Below are 18,087 nucleotides of genomic sequence, written 5' to 3'. Positions count from 1 at the left end.
GCGGCGTCAGCGCGTGCTTTGCTCTGTCATGGTTTGGCTCATTATAAGTCAGGCATTACTTATCGTTGTCGGAGTTTGCCTGGCGTGGGGCGCGCAGCGCGGCGGCGCAGTCACCCGCGCGGTTATCGCTCAGCGGGGCTCTTTGGCCGTGCCGCCCGCCTGGCATTGCGCATGAAAGCACGACACCGTGAACCGCGTGCGCGCGCCATCGGCCCCGCCGCATTGCTGGCTGCACGGGCGCGTGGTCATCTGCACGAAGCGCTGCGGCATCGGCCGGCCGGCGCCGCGGAAAGCCGTGGCGCGGGCGATGGCCGGCTTCAGCGGGGCGGCGCGCGCGGCGCTGGCCGCATAGAAGGCAACCGAGCAGATGCCCATGGCCCCGGCGAGCACGCCTGCCGCGGCCGTCAGCCAGAAGGCGCCGGCGGGAGCCCGGCAGAGCAGAAACAGCATGACGGCGAAACCCACGTAGAGCGGCGGCAGCAGATAGACGCCGGCGACGCTCATGCGATCGCAGGCGCGCGTGAGCATTGGCGTGCGCGGTTGCGACGATCGATCTGGCGTGGTGGGGAACATGGCGTCTCGTGCGGGAATGAGGCGGGCGCCGCTGCTGAGGAATGGCAACGGGCGTCCTGACATGTCCACAATTTAGCGATGCGCTCCGCCTGCCGATATCGAACGAATTCGAAAGGGCCGCCCTTGTTGCGCTGCATCGAAGCGCGAGCAGCCGAGATTTCCTTACATTCGAGCGCGAACTCGATGCCCGCCGCATGGTCCTATCCCCCCAAGGATGCGTGGTCATGGCCGCCGCAGCGGGGCCCGGCGCCCGCGCGCCGGATTGCGGGTTCTCCCCGGCGACGGCCATGCGCGCTATCCTGTAGCGCTTTGCGCGGCCCGGATGTCCACGGCCGGGCCGGCGCCGACATTCGAAGCCCCATTGCACAGGAACCCTCTCATGCGCCGACGTCAATTCATTCTCAGCTCCAGCGCCGCGCTCGCCGCCGGCGGACTGGCTCTCGCCGGCTGTACGACAACGCCGCTCGGCTCGCAGAACAGCGCCGCGCAGAACACGGCAAAGCGCAATTCGATCGACGCCGCCGTCGACGCCACGCTCGCGCGCCTTTACAGCACGGTGAGCGGGTCGCAGGAACTGATCTCGAAGTCGAGCGGGGTGCTCGTCTTTCCAAAGGTGCTCTCGGCGGGCTTCTGGATCGGCGGCCAGTACGGCACCGGCGCGCTGCGTGTGGACGGCCGCACGACCGGCTACTACAGCACCATTGCGGGGTCGTTCGGCCTGCAGATCGGCGCGCAGTCGAAGGCCATCATCTTCGCGTTCATGAATCCGGTCGCCCTCAACGACTTCACGAGCAGTCAGGGCTGGTCGGCCGGTGCGGACGCCACGGTCGCGCTCGTCACGGTGGGTGCGAACGGCAATGTCGATACCTCGACCGCGACGAGCCCCGTGGAAGCCTTCGTGCTGACCAACGCGGGCCTCATGGCCGGGGTGTCGCTGGAAGGCGTGAAGGTGTCGCGGCTCGTGATCTGACGCCGCCGCGCGCCGTAACGAGACGAGACGAGCAGGCATGACAGGAGACACACGCATGGCGACGCCCACGTACCGCCGCAAACACAAGATTCACTTCTCGGAATGCGATCCCGCCGGCATCGTGTTCTATCCGCAGTATTTCGTCCTCTTCAACGATCTCATCGAGTCGTGGATCGACGAATTGCTGCCGCAGGAGGGCTACCACGGCGTGATAGGCACTCGCCGCGTAGGCATGCCGACCGTGCGGCTCGAAGTGGATTTCAAGGCGATCAGCAAAATGGGCGACGAGGTTTGGCTTTCGCTCGACGTCGAGCGCCTCGGCGGCGCGTCGCTCACGCTTGCGTGGGCCTGCACGGGCGTGGACGGCGTGGTGCGCATGGCGGCGCGCCAGACCATCGTCACCACGTCGCTCGACACTCACAAGTCGATTGGCATTCCTGAGGACTTGCGCGAGGCCATCGCACGGGCGATGACGGCCGCCGCGCGCGAATGATCGTCGGGTCGTGTTCAGGCGGCAGCGCCGAGCGCCGCCTGCAACGTCACGAAGGTTTTTTCGTCGGTGCGCTCGAAATGCAGCGGCGTGACCGACACGCGGCCGGAATTCACCACGGCCGTTTCGCTGTCGGGCCCATTCTCGCGCGGACCGCGATTGAAGCGCAGCCAGTGATAGTCCATGCCGCGCGGATCGATCTGCGGCACGACGTCGATGCCCTGCACGAGCCCGACGCCCTGGCGCGTGACCGTGAGCGGGCCGGCCGCACTCGCGTCGATGTCGGGGAAATTCACATTCAGACAGACGGGTGCATCGTGCGCTACGGCGGCGAGGCGGCGAATCACGTCCGGCGCGAGCGCGCGGGCGGTGTCCCAGCGCACGCGCTCGCGGTCCCGGAAGGTCTGGCTCAACGCGATGGACGGCAGGCCGAGCAAAAGACCCGTCATGGCCGCGCCAACGGTGCCGGAGAACATCGTCTCCACGCCGAGGTTGCCGCCGCGGTTGATGCCCGAGAGCACGAGTGAAGGGCGCACGTCGCCCATGAGCTGGCGCACGGCCATCACCACGCAATCGCCCGGCGTGCCGAGCACGCCGAAGCGCCGCTCGCCGCGCCGGGAGACGCGCAGCGGCGTATGCAGGCTGATCGAGTGCGAGGTGCCGCTCTGGTCGTGTTCGGGCGCGACGACCCACACTTCGTGCGCGAGTTCGGCGGCCACGGCTTCGAGCACGGCGAGGCCGGGCGCGTCGATGCCGTCGTCGTTGGTGAGGAGCACGCAGGGCAGTTTCGTATCGGTTACGGTCATGGCTGGCTCGTGTTCGTTGCAAGATCGGGGAAAGGTCATTATTCCAGAGGCCGTTCCGGGCGGCGGCGCTGCGGTACTTTTAAAACGGATTCGTAACGTATCCGATATAGACTAGCGCGTCGGCGCCAATGAGGCGCGCCCCTCTGTGAGGAGAAGTACGTGAAGCCGCAAGCCACGCCGGACATAGCCCGCATTCTGTTTGTTGTCGCCATACTCTGCGCGCTGACGGTCGGCAGCCTCTACGTCATGCGCCCGTTCCTCCCGGGACTGATCTGGGCGACGACGATCGTCGTCGCCACGTGGCCCGCCATGAAAGCCATCGAGCGGCGCTGCGGCAACCGCCGCTGGCTCGCCACGCTCGTGATGCTGCTGATCCTGCTGGTCGTGATCGTGCTGCCGCTCTATGAAGCCATCTCGACGCTCGCGTTGCATGGCGGCGAAATCATGGAGCTGATCCGCAAGCTGCCCGACTACGCGTTGACGGCGCCGCCGCAGTGGGTCGGCGACATTCCCGTGGTCGGCTCCCGCATTGCCGGCAAGTGGCAGGAGTTTTCCGATGCCGGGCCGGGCGGCCTGCTCGCGCAGCTCGAACCGTACGTGTCGATCGCGGCGCACTGGTTGATCGGCCATGCCGCCTCGGTTGGCGTGTTCGTCATGCACATGTTCATTACGGTCATCATCACGGGCATTCTCTACAGCAAGGGCGAGCATGCCGCCGACTACGTCACGCGCTTTGCCGTTCGCGTGGCGCCTGCTTACGGCGAGCAGGCCGTCAAGCTCGCGGGCGCTTCGATTCGCGCGGTGGCGCTCGGCATCGTCGTCACGGCGATCCTGCAGTCCGCGCTCGGCGGCATTGGCCTGTGGGTGGCCGGCGTGCCTGGCGCGGGCGTGCTCACGGCCGTGATGCTCATGCTGTGTCTCGCGCAGATCGGTCCTACCTTGCCGCTGCTCGGCGGCGTGATCTGGTTGTTCATGCACGACGCGCATATCGCGGCCATCCTGCTCGCGGTATGGTCCGTGATGGTCGCCATGCTCGACAACCTCGTGCGTCCGGTGCTGATCCGGCGCGGCGTCAATCTGTCGATGCTGCTGATTCTCTCCGGCGTGCTCGGCGGCTTGTTCGCCTTCGGGATCGTCGGGCTCTTCATCGGACCGGTGATCCTTGCGGTGTCGTCCACGTTGCTCACGGCGTGGATACGCGACCCGGCGCCGCAAGCCCGCGATGAAGCGAATGCGGCGGCCGGCCGGGACGTTTGAGTCCGTGCAGCCGACATGCCCGATTAGCAAACGTCTCCTTGACGACGCGCAGTTCGATTCGACGTTACGATGACGTCTGAACTTCGCTTCGGCATTCGTTAGAGCATTCAAGCAGCGCTCGCTTGCGCGTGCCTCGTGCCATTCCTGGCGGCGGGCGGCGCACTCGCGCGCGCCGCGCACGGCTTTCAAGGAGACGAAATGGCTCAGTTCAACTGCGATATCTGCGGCGTGCGCCCCGCGACGGTGCGGGTCGCCGTATTGCAGGACGGCAGGCGGCGCTTTCTCGATGTCTGCGACTATCACTATGCGCAACTTACGCGGCATCAACGCACCTTGAGCCCGCTGGAGGCGCTGTTTCGCGCCTCGCAGCAGGCGGACAACGCCGGCGCCCCCACGGGCGAGCCCGCGCCGCAGGCGGTGGAAGCGGGCGACGGCGCCATTGTCGAGCGTTATTTCAGCGACGTTGCGCGTGAATTGCTCCAGCGCGCGGCGGAGCGCGCGGTGCAGTTCGGGCGCAGCGAGGTCGACACGGAGCATCTGCTTTACGAACTCGCGGGCAACGACGCCGGCGCGGCGATCCTCAAGCGTCTGGGCGTTCAGCCCGACGACGTGCGCGCCTTCATCGACGCCAACGCGCAGAAGCGCGAGGGCGCGCGGGGTCCCGAGGACGGCCGTATCGGCGTGTCGCCACGGCTGAAGGGCGCGCTCGACCGCGCATTCCTCGTCTCGCGCGAACTGGGCCACAGCTACGTCGCGCCCGAGCATCTGCTCTTCGGCCTCACGCAGGTGCCGGAAAGTTTTGCGGGCCATCTGCTGGGCCGCTACGGCGTCACGCCCCAGAAGGTGTTGCAGGGACTCGTGGAAGCTCAGGGCGACAAGCGCGAGCGTCCCGCCGCGAAAGGCCAGAGCGCCACGCCGCAACTCGATCAGTACAGCCGCGATCTCACGGCGCTTGCGAGCGAGGGCAAGCTCGACCCCGTGATCGGCCGTTCGAGCGAGATCGAGACCGTGGTGGAAGTGCTCGCGCGAAGGCGCAAGAACAATCCGGTGCTCATCGGCGAACCGGGCGTGGGCAAGACGGCGATTGCCGAAGGGCTCGCGCAACGCATGCTCAACGGCGACGTGCCCGAATCGCTGCGCGGGCGGCGGCTCGTCGAACTCAACGTCAACGCGCTGATTGCGGGCGCGAAGTATCGCGGCGAATTCGAGGAGCGCGTGAAGGGCGTGATGGAGGAAATCGCGGCGCAGCGCGAGAGCCTCGTGCTTTTCATCGACGAAGTGCACATGATCGTGGGCGCGGGTCAGGGCGGCGGCGAAGGCGGCCTCGACATCGCGAACGTATTCAAGCCGGCCATGGCGCGCGGCGAACTGAACCTGATTGGCGCGACGACGCTCTCGGAGTACCAGAAGTACATCGAGAAGGACGCGGCGCTCGAACGGCGCTTTCAGCCCGTGTTCGTTTCCGAGCCGAGCGTCGACCAGACGATCAACATCCTGCGCGGGCTGCGCGACAAGCTCGAAGTGCATCACCACGTCACCATTCGCGACGACGCGCTCGTTTCGGCGGCCGAACTATCGGACCGTTACGTGATGGGGCGCTTCCTGCCCGACAAGGCCATCGATCTGGTCGATCAGGCGGCGGCGCGCGTGCATCTTTCGGCCACCTCGCGGCCCGCGGCCATCCTCGAACTCGAAGCGGAACTGGCACAGTTGCGGCGCGAGCAGGACTACGCGGCGACGCGCAAGAATTTCGAGCGCGCCCATACGCTCGACGAACCGATTGCCGGCAAGGAAAAGGCGCTCGGGCAAGCCACCAGCGACTGGAAAGGGCAGCTCGGCACCGTGACTTCCGACGTGACGAGCGAAGATGTGGCGGAGATCGTCTCGAAACTCACGGGCGTGCCGGTCACGCAACTGACCGCCGAGGAGCGCACGCGCTTGCTCGAAATGGAAAAGCGCTTGCACGAACGCGTGATCGGCCAGGACCAGGCCATCGTCGCGGTAAGCGACGCAGTGCGCCGCTCGCGCGCCGGGCTGCGGCGCGGGCGGCGGCCCACGGCGGTTTTTCTGTTCCTCGGGCCGACCGGCGTGGGCAAGACCGAGCTTGCGAAGGCGCTGGCCGAAGTGGTGTTCGGCGACGAAGACGCCATCGTGCGCATCGACATGAGCGAGTACATGGAGCGCCATGCGGTGTCGCGGCTGATCGGCTCGCCGCCGGGCTATGTCGGCTATGACGAAGGCGGCCAGTTGACCGAGAAGGTGCGCCGCCGCCCCTATTGCGTGATCCTGCTCGACGAGATCGAAAAGGCGCACTCCGATGTCTACAACGTGCTGCTGCAGGTGTTCGACGACGGGCGCCTCACCGACGGCAAGGGACGCGTGGTCGACTTCAGCAATACGGTCGTGATCGCGACTAGCAATCTCGGCTCCGACGCCGCCTCGGGGCAGAAGCGCTCGGGACCGGGCTTTTTGTCGAGCGCCGAAGGGTCGATGCAGGGCGCCGTGATGGGCGAGTTGCGCCAGCATTTCCGGCCCGAGTTCCTGAATCGCATCGACGAGATCATCGTGTTCCAGCCGCTTAGCGGCGACGAGTTGCGCTCGATCGTGCGGTTGCAACTCGACCAGGTCCGGCGCATGGCGCGCAGCCAGGACATCGACCTGACGTTCGACGAGAGCGTGATCGATTACCTCTCGACGGAAGGGTATCGGCCGGAATTCGGCGCGCGCGAGTTGAAGCGCAAGATGCAGCAGGCGGTGGAAAACGAACTGGCGAAGGAAATGCTCAAGGGCGGTGTGAAGGAGGGCGCGAAGGTCGTGTGCCGCTACGACGCGGCGGACAAACGCATGGCGTTCGCGTTGCAGGACGCGGGTAACGGCTGATGCGGGCGGCAGGGGCTGTCGACGCCGCTGCTCGCGCGCCTAGCGAACCACTTTGGGGCGTGAGACGGGTTTGACGCCCGGCCGTTCGACGGCGCGCCGGATCTTCGCGAGCAGGTCGCCTTCGTGGAAGCGGCTGTCGTCGGCGAGGCGCTCGGCAACGGTGAGATAGGCGTCGTGCAGGCGGCTCATGATCTCCTCACTCTCGGTCTGCCGCAGATCGAGGCGCCGGGCAAAGGCATGGAGTTCCGCCGGCAGCGGGAACGTCTTGCTCCGGTTGAGGCTCAGCGCCATGCGCCCGTCGAGATCCGGATAGATGTCCGTGCAGACCACGTCGAACACGGGAGCAAGACGGCGCGGTCCAGTCGGATCGATATAGAGGATTCCCAGGTTCTTCATGTGGGCATCGCCATCGCGCAACAGACACGAGAGGGCGATGCGTTCGAAAAGGCGGCGTTTTTGCGCCGGGTCCGATCGCGTATAGATGTCTACGGCCTTGGCGATCATCTCGTAGCTGCCTTCGTACTTGGCCTTGCCGGTGAGCACGCTCATGTCCTCGAAGCCGAGTGGCGCGCCGTTTGCCTCGCGGTCGAAGCGTGACATCACGAAGAGTTGGCCGTCGTCGGAAAGCCAGAAGTCGGGGACTTCGAGCGCCGCCTCTTTCGCCACCGACATGCAGAAGTATTCGTTGCGCGCGAGGCCGGGAAAGTCGTCGCCTTCGGCCTTCACGATCACCGTGTGCAGGGGCAGCGCCGTGTGCTCGGCGGGGCGCGAGGCGGGTTGCGCCGCGAGCGGAACGACCGCTTTCGGCTGCACGCCCGAGATGCCCGAACCGAGCGCGTAACGGTCGATCAGGCGCTCGAACAGCCGGCCCGAAGGCGAGGAAAGCAGTTCGTCGAGACGCTCGCCTTCGCTTTGCGGCACGCGCTCGCCCGGCACGGAGTAGGTGAGCCGGCCGATTTGATTGGTGCCCGCGAGAAAGAGCAGAAACATGTCGCTCGGCGCGCCGTAACGCGCGAGCCGCTCCTCGATGACGAAGCGCAGATAGCCCTCTGGCCGGTTCATCGCGAAGATGCCCATCAGGTCGCCGCTCGCGTAACTTTGTCGCCGCACCGGCATGGTTAGCGATACGGCGGCCATGTCCGGCACGTCGCCGTAATTGAAGACAAAGCGGCTTTCGCGGGCTAGCAAACCGCTCGGACCCTGCGGCGTATGGACTTCCAGAGTGCGGATTTCGCGCAGGAGCCGCTCGAGGTCGAATGAGGCGCTGGCTGTCATTCGTCGTCCCTGAATATGTCGTTTAGCTCCTCCAGAACCACGGCGGCCGTGGGGCGAAGCACGAGTTCATAGCCGAGCGCGTTCGCGAGACGGCAGAGTTCGCGTATTCCTACATTGCCCGCGTGTTCCGCGTTCGTGACGGTGCGGCGCGCGACACCCGCGTGCTCGGCCAGCGCCTGCTGGGTCAGCTTGCGCTCGCGACGCGTCGCTCGCAGGTCTTCGGACAGGCGCTCGACATTGGAAATCGAGAGGTTCGCGGGATTTTTGCGCATCATATTGCGCATTATAGGTCGCGGGCGACGAGTTTGCGCATAATTATGCGCATCGAATGCAGCGGGCTTCTACGGGGGAATGCGCATAATTTTGCGCAAACTAGCGATCATCCCTCGACATGCGCAAAATCATGCGCATGTCGAGGGATGATCGGGGACGTCGATGATTAAGAATTAACCGGTTTACGTAATATTTTTCATTGCACAGGCGTCACATCGAGCGCAACGCGGACCGCTTGAGTTTGCCCGTCTCCGTGCGCGGGAGTGCGTCGATAAACGCGATCAAACGCGGATACTTGTACGCCGCCACGGCGTTCTTCACGAAGTTCTGCAACTCGCCGACGAGGGCGTCGCCCGCGCTGAAGCCGGGGCGCAGCACGACGAACGCCTTCACCACCTGCCCGCGCAGTTCGTCGGGCACGCCCGTTACGCCGCACTCGGCAACGGCGGGGTGCTGCATGAGCACCGTCTCGACCTCGGGCCCCGCGATGTTGTAGCCCGACGAAACGATCATGTCGTCGGAGCGGGCCTGATAGAACACGTAGCCGTCGGCGTCGATGGATACGGCGTCGCCGGGCAAATTCCACCCGCCGCGCACGAAGACCGCCTGGCGTTCGTCCGCGAGATAGCGGCAGCCGGTCGGGCCGCGCACCGCGAGATTGCCCGTCACGCCGGGCGGCACCGGCTGCAGGTCATTGTCCAGCGCCTGCACGATGTAGCCGGGCACCGCGCGGCCGATCGAGCCCGGGCGCACATCGGCGCCCGCCGAGGAGACGAAGATATGAATCAGTTCGGTGCCGCCAATGCCGTCGATCATCTCGATGCCCGTCGCGTCGCGCCAGAGGTCACGCGTGGCCTGGGGCAGAGCCTCGCCGGCCGATACCGTCTTGCGCAGGCTCGCGAGGTCGTACTGTGCGACGAGTGCCGCCATCTGCCGGTAGAACGTGGGCGCCGTGAAAACGATCGTCGCGTGAAAGCGCTGGATCGTGCCGAGCAGCAGCGCCGGCGTGAGCTTTTCAATCAGCACCGTCGAGGCGCCGACGCGCAACGGAAAACACAGCAGGCCGCCCAGGCCGAACGTGAACGCGAGCGGCGGCGTGCCGCAGAAAACGTCTTCGGCCGTGGGCTTCAGGATGTGGCGCGGGAACAGGTCGCACATGGCGATCACGTCGCGGTGAAAGTGCATGCAGCCCTTGGGCATGCCTGTTGTGCCGCTCGTGAAGGCGATCAGGCAGACGTCGTCGCTGGCCGTGTCGCAGGCGGTGAAGTCGGCGGGCTTGCCGGCCGCGCGTGCCTCCAGCGACCCCGGCGTTTCGTCGTGGAAGTAGCAGACCTGCTTGATGCCTGCGCAAAAGAATTCGTCGGCGGGATCCATGCAGCGCGCGAGTTCTTCGGTAAGCCGCACGTCGCAAAGCGCCGCGCACACCTGCGCCTTGTCGGCGATCTGCTTGAGTTCCTTCGCGCGCAGCAGCGGCATGGTGGGAATCACCACGAGGCCGGCCTTGAGCGACGCGAGAAACGCCACCGCCATCTGTAACGTGTTCGGCCCGCGCAACAGCACGCGATTTCCCGGCTGCAGCCCCATGTCCTCCACCAGCACGCGGGCGCTGCGATTGACGAGCGCGAGCAACTCGCCATACGTGGTGGCTTGCGGCTTGCCGTCGATTTCCGACCAGATGGCCGGGCGCTCGCCATGCCCGGCCTCGATCGCGCGGTCCAGCAACTCGACCGCGCAATTCATGCGCGCGGGGTAGGCGACGTCGGGATTGTCGAGCAGCATGTCGGGCCACTGCGACTCGGGCGGCAGATGATCGCGTGCGAACGTATCGACATGGGCGGTGGGTTGCATGGCGTCTCCGGCTGTCTGTATGAGCTATCGTGTGTTGCGTGGGCGGCGGTCTATTGGCGCGTGAGCCGTGCGTCGTCCGGAATCACAGCCGTCGCTTCGATTTCCACCTTTGCGTCGTCTTCCATGAGCGCCACCACCTGCACCGCGCTCATGGCGATGTCGTAGTCGCCGATCAGCTCGCGAAACGCAGCGCCGATCTCTTTTAGCGATGCCAGGTACTCCTTCTTATCGGTGACATACCACGTCATGCGCACGAGATGCTCGGGCCTGCCGCCCGCCGTTGCGAGCACGGCGACGATATTGCGCAGCGCCTGAACGGCTTGCGCACCGAATTCGCGGCTAGTGAAGCGCGCGTTTTCGTCCCAGCCGATCTGGCCGGCGATATAAACCTGGGTGCCGGCCGCGGCGACGCCATTGGCATAACCGCGCGGCTTGACCCAGCCTGCGGGAAGAAGGGCTTGTTTCATGTCTCGTCCAGTTCTTTAGAAAAGCACTCGCTTACGCGGCGTTGTATTCCTTGAGCAGATCGCGCCCGACGATGAGTTGTTGCACCTCCGTCGCGCCTTCGTAAATGCGCAGCGAGCGAATCTCGCGATAAAGCGACTCGACGATATTGCCGCTTTGCACGCCCATGCCGCCCCAAAGCTGCACGGCGGCGTCGATTACCTGCTGCGCGCCTTCGCTCGCGTGCCATTTCGCCATGGCCGCTTCGCGCGTGACGCTCTCGCCCTGGTCGCGCAGCCACGCCGCGCGATACACGAGCAGGGCGCTGCTGTCGATGGTGAGCGCCATTTGCGCGAGCTTTGCCTGGGTCAACTGAAAATCGCCGAGCGTCTGGCCGAACATCTTGCGCGAAGCCGCGCGAGCGAGTCCTTCGGCCATCGCGCGGCGCGCGAAGCCGAGCGATGCCGCGGCAACCGACGTGCGGAAAATGTCGAGCGTACGCATGGCGATCTTGAAGCCTTCGCCGGGCGCGCCGAGCATCTGGCTGCGCTTCACGCGCGCGCCGCTGAAGCGCAGGCGCGCGAGCGGGTGCGGCGCGATCACATCGATGCGTTCGGCGATTTCGAGCCCAGGCGTATCGGCATCGACCACGAACGCGCTGATGCCGCGCGCGCCCGGCGCTTCGCCGGTGCGGGCGAATACCACGTAGAAGTCGGCGATGCCGCCATTCGAGATCCACGTTTTTTCGCCGTCGAGCACGTAGCCGTCGCCCTCGGCGCGTGCGGCGAGCGCCATTGCGGCGACGTCGGAGCCCGCTTCCGGTTCGGAAAGCGCAAACGCGGCGATCGCTTCTCCGCGCGCCACACGCGGCAGATAGCGTGACTTCTGCGCGTCGCTGCCTGCCAGCGAGATGGCGCCGGAGCCCAGGCCCTGCATGGCGAGCGCGAAATCGGCGAGGCCCGAGTGCTTTGCGAGCGTTTCGCGGAGCAGACAGACCGCGCGCGTATCGATGGTATCGCCATGGCCGCCGTAAGCGGTGCCGCCCACGCCGTAGCGCAGCCAGCCGGCTTCGCCGAGCTTGCGCACGAGCGCGCGGCAGGTCGCATCGACATCGTCGTGCGGCACGTGCGCCAGATGTTCGCGCGCCCACGTTTCGATTCCCACGGCCAGCGTGCGATGGCGATCTTCGAAGAACGGCCACGCAAGTGCGTCGTGCAGATTGGTTTCAACGGCAGCGTTCAATTCAGTCCCCTTCGAAAACCGGACGCGTTTTGGCCGCGAACGCCTCATAGGCGCGGCCAAAATCGCGCGTAGCCATGCAGATTGCCTGCGCCTGCGCTTCGGACTCGAGGGCTTCGTCGATGCTCATGGTCCATTCCTGATGCAGCATCGTCTTGGTGATGCCGTGCGCGAAGGTCGGGCCGGACGCGAGGTCGGCGGCGAGCTTCTGCGCGTCGGCGAGGAGCGCTTGCGGTTCGCAGATGCGGTTGTAGAAACCCCAGGCGTGGCCTTCTTCGCCGCTTGCGGAGCGGCCCGTATAGAGCAGTTCGGCCGCGCGGCCCTGACCGATGATGCGTGGCAGGATCGCGCACGCGCCCATGTCGCAGCCCGCGAGCCCCACGCGCGTGAAGAGAAACGCGAGCTTGCTGCGCGCCGTCGCGTAGCGCATGTCGGAAGCCATGGCGAGAATGGCGCCCGCACCGGCGCACACGCCGTCCACGGCTGCGATGATCGGCTGCGGGCAGTGGCGCATGGCTTTCACGAGGTCGCCGGTCATGCGCGTGAACATCAGCAGGTCGGGCATCGGCAGATCGATGAGCGGCGCGATGATGTCGTGCACGTCGCCACCCGAACAGAAGTTTTCGCCCGCGCCGTGCAGCACGATGGCCTTTACATCGGTTGCATAGGCAAGCTGACGAAACAGATCGCGTAGTTCTGCATATGATTCGAACGTGAGCGGATTTTTGCGCTCGGGGCGATTGAGCGTGATGGTCGCCACACGGCCTTGCACCGACCAGCCGAAGTGTTTCGCCTCATAGCCGGCAAGCGTTATGCGGTTGCCCGCCAGGAGCGCCGCGGCGCTGGAACGTGTCGTCAAGATAAGTCTCCCGGATGTTGGCTCTATGCCGCGTCAGCCTTCGAGGCCGTTGCGCAGATGTTGTTTGAGCTTGCCGAGCCGCTCGTGCATCTTCGACTTATCGTCGAGCGAGAGGCCGCCGAACAATTCGACCACCCATTGCTCGTGCGCGGCCGCCATGCGGTCGAAGAGGGCGCGGCCCTCGGGCGTGAGGCGCACGACGAAGGCGCGGCGGTCGTCAGGCGCGACGTCGCGCACGACGAGGCCTTCTTTTTCGAGCTGATCGGTAATGCCCGTGACGTTGCCGCCCGTCACCATGAGGCGGCGCGAAAGTTCCGTCATGCGCAACCCTTCGGGATGGCGTTCGAGCTGCGCCATCAGGTCGAAGCGCGGCAGCGTGGTGTCGAACTCGACGCGCAGGCGGCGGCGCAGTTCGGCCTGCACGAGGTTCGTCGTGGTGAGCAGGCGCAGCCACAGGCGCAGGCCCATGTGGCTGTCGGCGCCCGTGCTCATCTCCATGTCGACGACATTCTCTGCCGGCTTTTCAACGCCCTTGCGCGGTGCTTTCGTTGCTGCTTTCGCGGCGGCATTCTTGCGAACGGATGCGGGCGACGTCATGTGATTTCTCCACCGGAAACGGATATGGACTGGCCCGTGATCGCCGACGATCCGCTCGCGCAGAGCCACAGCACCGCGTTGGCGACTTCTTCCGGCGTGACGAAACGCTGCTGCGGATTGTGGCGCACGAGGATGCCGCGGGCTTCGGCTTCGCTACGGGAAGTCTTGCGCGTGATCTGTTCGAGCGACGCCTGCAGCAGTTCCGTTTCCGTGTAGCCGGGGCACACGGCGTTCACGGTCACGCCTTGCGTGGCCACTTCGAGCGCGAGCGCGCGCGTCATGCCGATCACGCCGTGTTTCGAGGCGCAATAGGCGGCCACATACGGGTAGCCGACCTGACCCGCCGTGCTCGCCACATTGACGATGCGGCCCGCCTTGCGCGCAAGCATGGCGGGCAGCACCGCGCGCGTGCACAGAAACGCGCCGGTGAGATTCACGTCGAGCATGCGCTTCCACAGCGCGAGGTCGGTTTGCGCGAAGGGAGCGGCCTGGGCCTGGCCCGCGTTGTTCACGAGGATATCGACGGCGCCGAGCATTTCGGCCGCCTGCGCGAACGCCGCGTTCACGGCGTCTTCGTCGGTGATGTCCACGCTCACGCAAGCCACGTTCTCGCCGCCGCCGAGCGCCGTGCGCTGCGCGTCGAGCCGCGCGGCGTCGCGGCCCATCAGCGTGACCCGGGCGCCCGCATGCAGAAGCGCGGCGGCCGTTGCCGCACCGATGCCGCTGCCGCCGCCGGTCACGACCGCATGTCGATCGTTAAGGATTGCCAGGTTCATGCTCACACGGTTCCTTCGGCGCGTTGCGCACGCTCGATCGGCGAAAGTCCGGCTGCTGCTGCCGCGGCCGCGCGTTCGCGCTCGAGGTTGCGTTCGAGTTGCGTTTTGGCCGCTGTGTACTGATTCGGCCACTTGATGTCGAGATAACCGATGCGCGCGGCTTCGGTGAGCGTCCACGACGGGTTGGCCAGATGCGGCCGCGCCACGGCGCACAAGTCTGCGCGCCCGGCCGCGATGATGCCGTTCACGTGATCCGCTTCGGAAATCGCACCTACGGCAATCGTCGCGATGCCCGCTTCATTGCGGATGCGGTCGGCGAAGGGCGTCTGGAACATGCGGCCGAACACGGGCTTTTCCTCCTTGCTGACCTGACCTGAAGAAACGTCGATCATGTCCGCGCCCGCCAGCTTGAATGCACGCGCGATCTCGATGGCGTCGTCGGGCGTGTTGCCGCCTTCCACCCAGTCGTGCGCCGAAACGCGCACCGAAACCGGCTTGTCGTCGGGCCACACCGCGCGGATCGCCTTGAAAACTTCGAGCGGATAACGCAGACGATTTTCGAGCGAACCGCCATATTCGTCGGTGCGCTGATTCGTAAGCGGCGAGAGAAAGCTCGAAAGCAGATAGCCGTGCGCGCAGTGCAGTTCGAGCCAGTCGAAGCCCGCTTCATCGGCCATTTGCGTGGCCTGCACGAATTGCGCCGTTATCTCGCGCAACTCCTCGGCGCTCGCTTCGTGCGACCACTGGCTCACGCCGCGCAGATACTGCTGCGGCGAGGCGGAAACGAGCGGCCAGTTGCCGTTGTCGAGCGGCTGGTCGATGCCTTCCCACGCCACGCGCGTAGAGCCCTTGGCGCCGGAATGGCCGATCTGCATACCGATTTTCGCGTCCGAGTTCGTGTGCACGAAATCCACGATGCGCTTCCACGCCTGCAAATGGTCGGGCGCATACATGCCGGGGCAGGCGGGCGTAATGCGCGCCTCGGGCGAGACGCAGGTCATCTCGGTCATCACGAGCGCCGCGCCGCCCATGGCGCGCGCGCCCAGATGCATCAGGTGATAGTCGCCGGCAACGCCGTCATGCGCGGAATACTGCGCCATGGGCGAGACGACCACGCGATTCTTTAACGTTACGCCACGCACCGTATAAGGCGTGAACATGGGCGGCACGGCACGCGCTTCGCCGCCCGCGCGCTGCGCGAGCCACGCCTCGAAGCCGGACAGATACCGCGCATCGCGCTCGCGCAGATTTTCGTGCGAGATGCGTTGCGAGCGCGTAAGCAGCGAATAAGCGAACTGCTCCGGATCGAACTTCGCGTAACGGTCCACGTGCTCGAACCACTCGGTGGAATTGCGCGCGGCGTTCTGGATACGCAGGACATCCACGCTGCGCACGTTCGTATAGTGCGTGAGCGCCGCGCGCAGATCGGCCGGATGCGCTTCCATGCTGTTGGCGAGTTCGATCGCGTCTTCTAGGGCCAGCTTCGTGCCCGACCCGATCGAGAAGTGCGCGGTGTGGGCCGCGTCGCCCATCAGCACGACGGGTATTTCCTTGCCGCCGGCCGCGGTTTTCCAGTGCACCCATTCGCGATTGACCACGCGCGGAAACTGGATCCATTGCGACGAGCCACGCAGATGCGATGCGTTCGAGCGCAGCGCGTGGCCGTCGAGATAGCGCGCGAACAGCTTCTCGCAGAATGCGATGCTCTCTTCCTTGCTCATGGTGTCGAGGCCCGCCGCGCGCCACACGTGATCGGGCGTTTCGACGATGAACGTCGACGTGTTGTCGTCGAAACGGTAAGCGTGCGCCTGGAACCAGCCCCATTCGGTTTCTTCGAAGGCGAACGTGAAGGCGTCGAAAAGTTTCGATGTGCCGAGCCACACGAAGCGGCAATCGCGCAAATCGATATCAGGCTGATACGTGGCCGCGTATTTTTGGCGCGTTGCGCTGTTCAGGCCGTCGCTGGCGATGATGAGGTCGGCGTTGGCGACGTCGTCGTCGGTGATCTGCGACTCGAATACGAGCTTTACGCCGAGCGCTTCGCAACGCGCCTGCAAGATGTTGAGCAGGCGTTTGCGGCCAATACCGCAGAAGCCGTGGCCGGAAGAGCGGACCGCGCTGCCGCGAAAGTGAATCTCGATGTCGTCCCAATGATTGAAGGCGTCGAGAATTTCGTCGGCGCTTTCGGGGTCGGCCGCGCGCAGGTTGCCCAGCGTCTGGTCGGAGAACACCACGCCCCAGCCGAACGTGTCGTACGGGCGGTTCCGTTCGATCACGGTGATCTCGTAGTCGGGGTGACGGCGTTTCATCAAGAGGCCGAAATAGAGGCCGGCCGGGCCACCGCCAATACAAACAATGCGCATGCTCGCTCCTTCGTTCGGTCTGCAAGGGCAATGTAGGTCTAATTACTTTAGATGTCAAGTAATTTGCCGGTGTTTTGCGGACGAGGGCGGGATTACGCTGGGCCTGGAAACAAGAAGTGTCAGCAAGCGCAGGATTAGAAGAAGCGGACAGATGACCTCGTCATGGTCAAGCCCGGGGCGCGCTTTGCTGGTCGCAGAGATCTTGGTAGCGAAGACAAATGCGTCGCGAACGGTTGTGCTGAGAAACGGCAGATCTAGCTATTGACAAGACGAGATGTCGTATCCATTTCAGCCACTGCGAACATGTCCTGCAGGTTGGTAACGACCGCATTGAGCGGCGCGCTGTCGACGATCATGTCGATATGGCTTGCATCGGCGACGATCGTCACGGGAACGTGGATAGGGGCCTGGCCGAATATGCCTTCGTATGCTTGCGGAACAATACACTCATCGTTCTGCGCAGCAAGAATGCGCATCGGTTGCTTGAGCCGGCGAATGTTCTCCCGATAGCTCGACAAGGCCCGGAAATTGGTCGCGAGGTTAAAGGAATACTGGGTCGTCAGGTTGCTTGGGTTCGCGTCGTCGATAGCAAAGCGCAGTACTGGCAATTTGTTCAGCGCGCGGATGTGCAGCTTGTTCAGGATAGTGAGTCCGACAATTCTCAGCAGGCCGATCCTGACCCAGCCGCCGCTGCTTGCGCGGGAACTAGGTGCGTCGTGGCTGATGAATGGGGAAAGCAGCAAGTAGTTGTCGAATTGCGACTGCAGTTTTCCACCCGCAATCCTCAGTGCAAAGCCGCCACCGGACGAAAACCCTACCAGCGCGCGCGGTCCGTCTTCGGAGATGCACTGCAGGAAATCTTCAATGTCATCTTCCAGTTGGCCCACATAATCGATCAGGCCTTTTTGGCCAGACTGCCCATGGCCGCGCATATCGAGCGCATAAACGGCAAAGTCTGCACGTGCAATGGCTTTGGCCAGCACATGCAGACTGCGGCTGTCTGCCGACGAGCCATGAACGAGAACAATGGAGGCATGGGGTTGAGCGCTGCCGCCGCTCGCCGCATAGGCGCGGTAGGCCAGGGCCGACTGGTCGCGCGCGTGAAATGACTGAATCTCGGGCAAATCTGAATAATCTTGTGTCTGGCATTTCTCGATCATGCTAGCCATGACGCGGGACTTCCTTGGGCCACCGAACAGGATGCAGGCGAGGACAATGAGCGGGAAAATCAGATAATGCGACAGAAATGCGGCGATTGCATAACCCATCGGCATGCGTCTCCTCAAGCTGCTGAACCGTGATTAGTTCAATTTGAGTTGTTGGAGTGTACACGAGATATTGCGGCCAAATTCACGCTTGAGAACCGCGATAAACCATAGCGTTAGACATAAGTCAGTTGAGCCATTCGCGAAGCGCACGTAACGTGTCGGCGGCAGT

At 64.8% G+C, this 18,087-nt stretch carries 16 protein-coding genes; 4 read left to right on the top strand and 12 right to left on the bottom strand.

Annotation, left to right across the window (positions count from 1 at the left end; genetic code table 11):
• Positions 1-129 precede the first annotated feature (129 nt).
• Positions 130-573, bottom strand: coding sequence for a hypothetical protein (locus tag U5768_RS22165; RefSeq protein WP_322032536.1), 444 nt, complete (start codon positions 571-573; stop codon positions 130-132).
• Between the two features lie 379 nt (positions 574-952).
• On the opposite strand from U5768_RS22165, the gene U5768_RS22160 reads away from it, so the two are divergent.
• Entirely contained in the window at positions 953-1,543 is a 591-nt protein-coding gene (locus U5768_RS22160; RefSeq protein ID WP_322032535.1) for a YSC84-related protein, read from the top strand.
• Positions 1,544-1,598: 55 nt separating this feature from the next.
• A complete protein-coding gene (locus U5768_RS22155; protein ID WP_322032534.1) occupies positions 1,599-2,036 on the top strand; it encodes a thioesterase family protein in 438 nt (145 codons plus the stop codon).
• Between the two features lie 14 nt (positions 2,037-2,050).
• Here the strand turns inward: U5768_RS22155 and surE are convergent, their stop codons facing one another.
• Positions 2,051-2,839 (bottom strand): 5'/3'-nucleotidase SurE, encoded by a 789-nt coding sequence (surE, locus tag U5768_RS22150; RefSeq protein ID WP_322032533.1) that lies wholly within the window; start codon positions 2,837-2,839, stop codon positions 2,051-2,053.
• A gap of 159 nt (positions 2,840-2,998) precedes the next feature.
• Here surE and ydiK point away from each other — a divergent pair, with 159 nt between their 5' ends.
• Positions 2,999-4,096: an AI-2E family transporter YdiK gene (gene ydiK, locus U5768_RS22145; RefSeq protein ID WP_322032532.1), complete on the top strand. Its 1,098-nt coding sequence runs from the start codon at positions 2,999-3,001 to the stop codon at positions 4,094-4,096.
• Between the two features lie 198 nt (positions 4,097-4,294).
• On the top strand, positions 4,295-6,976 hold the full coding sequence (locus U5768_RS22140; RefSeq protein ID WP_322032531.1) for an ATP-dependent Clp protease ATP-binding subunit: 2,682 nt from the start codon (positions 4,295-4,297) through the stop codon (positions 6,974-6,976).
• A 39-nt stretch (positions 6,977-7,015) separates the two neighbouring features.
• Here U5768_RS22140 and U5768_RS22135 read toward each other — a convergent pair whose 3' ends face one another.
• The 10 genes from U5768_RS22135 to U5768_RS22090 form a co-directional block, all read right to left on the bottom strand.
• Entirely contained in the window at positions 7,016-8,251 is a 1,236-nt protein-coding gene (locus U5768_RS22135) for a type II toxin-antitoxin system HipA family toxin (protein WP_322032530.1), read from the bottom strand.
• Complete coding sequence (locus U5768_RS22130) at positions 8,248-8,523, bottom strand: helix-turn-helix domain-containing protein (RefSeq protein WP_322032529.1); 276 nt, start codon at positions 8,521-8,523, stop codon at positions 8,248-8,250. Before U5768_RS22130 ends, U5768_RS22135 begins: the two co-directional genes overlap by 4 nt.
• Positions 8,524-8,734: 211 nt before the next feature.
• Positions 8,735-10,372, bottom strand: coding sequence for an AMP-binding protein (locus U5768_RS22125; protein WP_322032528.1), 1,638 nt, complete (start codon positions 10,370-10,372; stop codon positions 8,735-8,737).
• Between the two features lie 50 nt (positions 10,373-10,422).
• Positions 10,423-10,839 carry a RidA family protein gene (locus U5768_RS22120; RefSeq protein ID WP_322032527.1) on the bottom strand — a complete coding sequence of 139 codons (417 nt, stop codon included), beginning with the start codon at positions 10,837-10,839 and terminating at the stop codon, positions 10,423-10,425.
• 31 nt (positions 10,840-10,870) lie between these two features.
• Entirely contained in the window at positions 10,871-12,058 is a 1,188-nt protein-coding gene (locus U5768_RS22115; RefSeq protein WP_322032526.1) for an acyl-CoA dehydrogenase family protein, read from the bottom strand.
• Between the two features lies 1 nt (position 12,059).
• Positions 12,060-12,914 (bottom strand): enoyl-CoA hydratase family protein, encoded by an 855-nt coding sequence (locus U5768_RS22110; protein WP_322032525.1) that lies wholly within the window; start codon positions 12,912-12,914, stop codon positions 12,060-12,062.
• A 33-nt stretch (positions 12,915-12,947) separates the two neighbouring features.
• Entirely contained in the window at positions 12,948-13,511 is a 564-nt protein-coding gene (locus U5768_RS22105) for a MarR family transcriptional regulator (RefSeq protein ID WP_322032524.1), read from the bottom strand.
• Positions 13,508-14,287, bottom strand: coding sequence for an SDR family NAD(P)-dependent oxidoreductase (locus U5768_RS22100; protein WP_322032523.1), 780 nt, complete (start codon positions 14,285-14,287; stop codon positions 13,508-13,510). The genes U5768_RS22105 and U5768_RS22100 overlap by 4 nt, the downstream gene beginning before the upstream one ends.
• Positions 14,288-14,289: 2 nt before the next feature.
• Positions 14,290-16,650, bottom strand: a complete 2,361-nt coding sequence (locus tag U5768_RS22095) for a bifunctional salicylyl-CoA 5-hydroxylase/oxidoreductase (RefSeq protein WP_322032522.1) — start codon at positions 16,648-16,650, stop codon at positions 14,290-14,292.
• Positions 16,651-16,904: 254 nt separating this feature from the next.
• Complete coding sequence (locus U5768_RS22090) at positions 16,905-17,918, bottom strand: alpha/beta hydrolase (protein WP_322032521.1); 1,014 nt, start codon at positions 17,916-17,918, stop codon at positions 16,905-16,907.
• Between the last annotated feature and the right edge of the window lie 169 nt (positions 17,919-18,087).

The organism is Paraburkholderia sp. J76, assembly GCF_905220295.1.
In the GTDB taxonomy this organism is placed as follows: Bacteria; Pseudomonadota; Gammaproteobacteria; order Burkholderiales; family Burkholderiaceae; genus Paraburkholderia.
Note: the sequence above shows the minus strand (reverse complement) of the source record. Positions and strands in the feature narration are given on the sequence as shown.

Coding starts and splice junctions, on each gene's coding strand:
- U5768_RS22165 (WP_322032536.1), bottom strand. CDS start 573: ATGTTCCCCACCACGCCAGATCGATCGTCGCAACCGCGCACGCCAATG.
- U5768_RS22160 (WP_322032535.1), top strand. CDS start 953: ATGCGCCGACGTCAATTCATTCTCAGCTCCAGCGCCGCGCTCGCCGCC.
- U5768_RS22155 (WP_322032534.1), top strand. CDS start 1,599: ATGGCGACGCCCACGTACCGCCGCAAACACAAGATTCACTTCTCGGAA.
- surE (WP_322032533.1), bottom strand. CDS start 2,839: ATGACCGTAACCGATACGAAACTGCCCTGCGTGCTCCTCACCAACGAC.
- U5768_RS22140 (WP_322032531.1), top strand. CDS start 4,295: ATGGCTCAGTTCAACTGCGATATCTGCGGCGTGCGCCCCGCGACGGTG.
- U5768_RS22135 (WP_322032530.1), bottom strand. CDS start 8,251: ATGACAGCCAGCGCCTCATTCGACCTCGAGCGGCTCCTGCGCGAAATC.
- U5768_RS22130 (WP_322032529.1), bottom strand. CDS start 8,523: ATGCGCAAAAATCCCGCGAACCTCTCGATTTCCAATGTCGAGCGCCTG.
- U5768_RS22125 (WP_322032528.1), bottom strand. CDS start 10,372: ATGCAACCCACCGCCCATGTCGATACGTTCGCACGCGATCATCTGCCG.
- U5768_RS22120 (WP_322032527.1), bottom strand. CDS start 10,839: ATGAAACAAGCCCTTCTTCCCGCAGGCTGGGTCAAGCCGCGCGGTTAT.
- U5768_RS22105 (WP_322032524.1), bottom strand. CDS start 13,511: ATGACGTCGCCCGCATCCGTTCGCAAGAATGCCGCCGCGAAAGCAGCA.
- U5768_RS22100 (WP_322032523.1), bottom strand. CDS start 14,287: ATGAACCTGGCAATCCTTAACGATCGACATGCGGTCGTGACCGGCGGC.
- U5768_RS22095 (WP_322032522.1), bottom strand. CDS start 16,650: ATGCGCATTGTTTGTATTGGCGGTGGCCCGGCCGGCCTCTATTTCGGC.
- U5768_RS22090 (WP_322032521.1), bottom strand. CDS start 17,918: ATGGGTTATGCAATCGCCGCATTTCTGTCGCATTATCTGATTTTCCCG.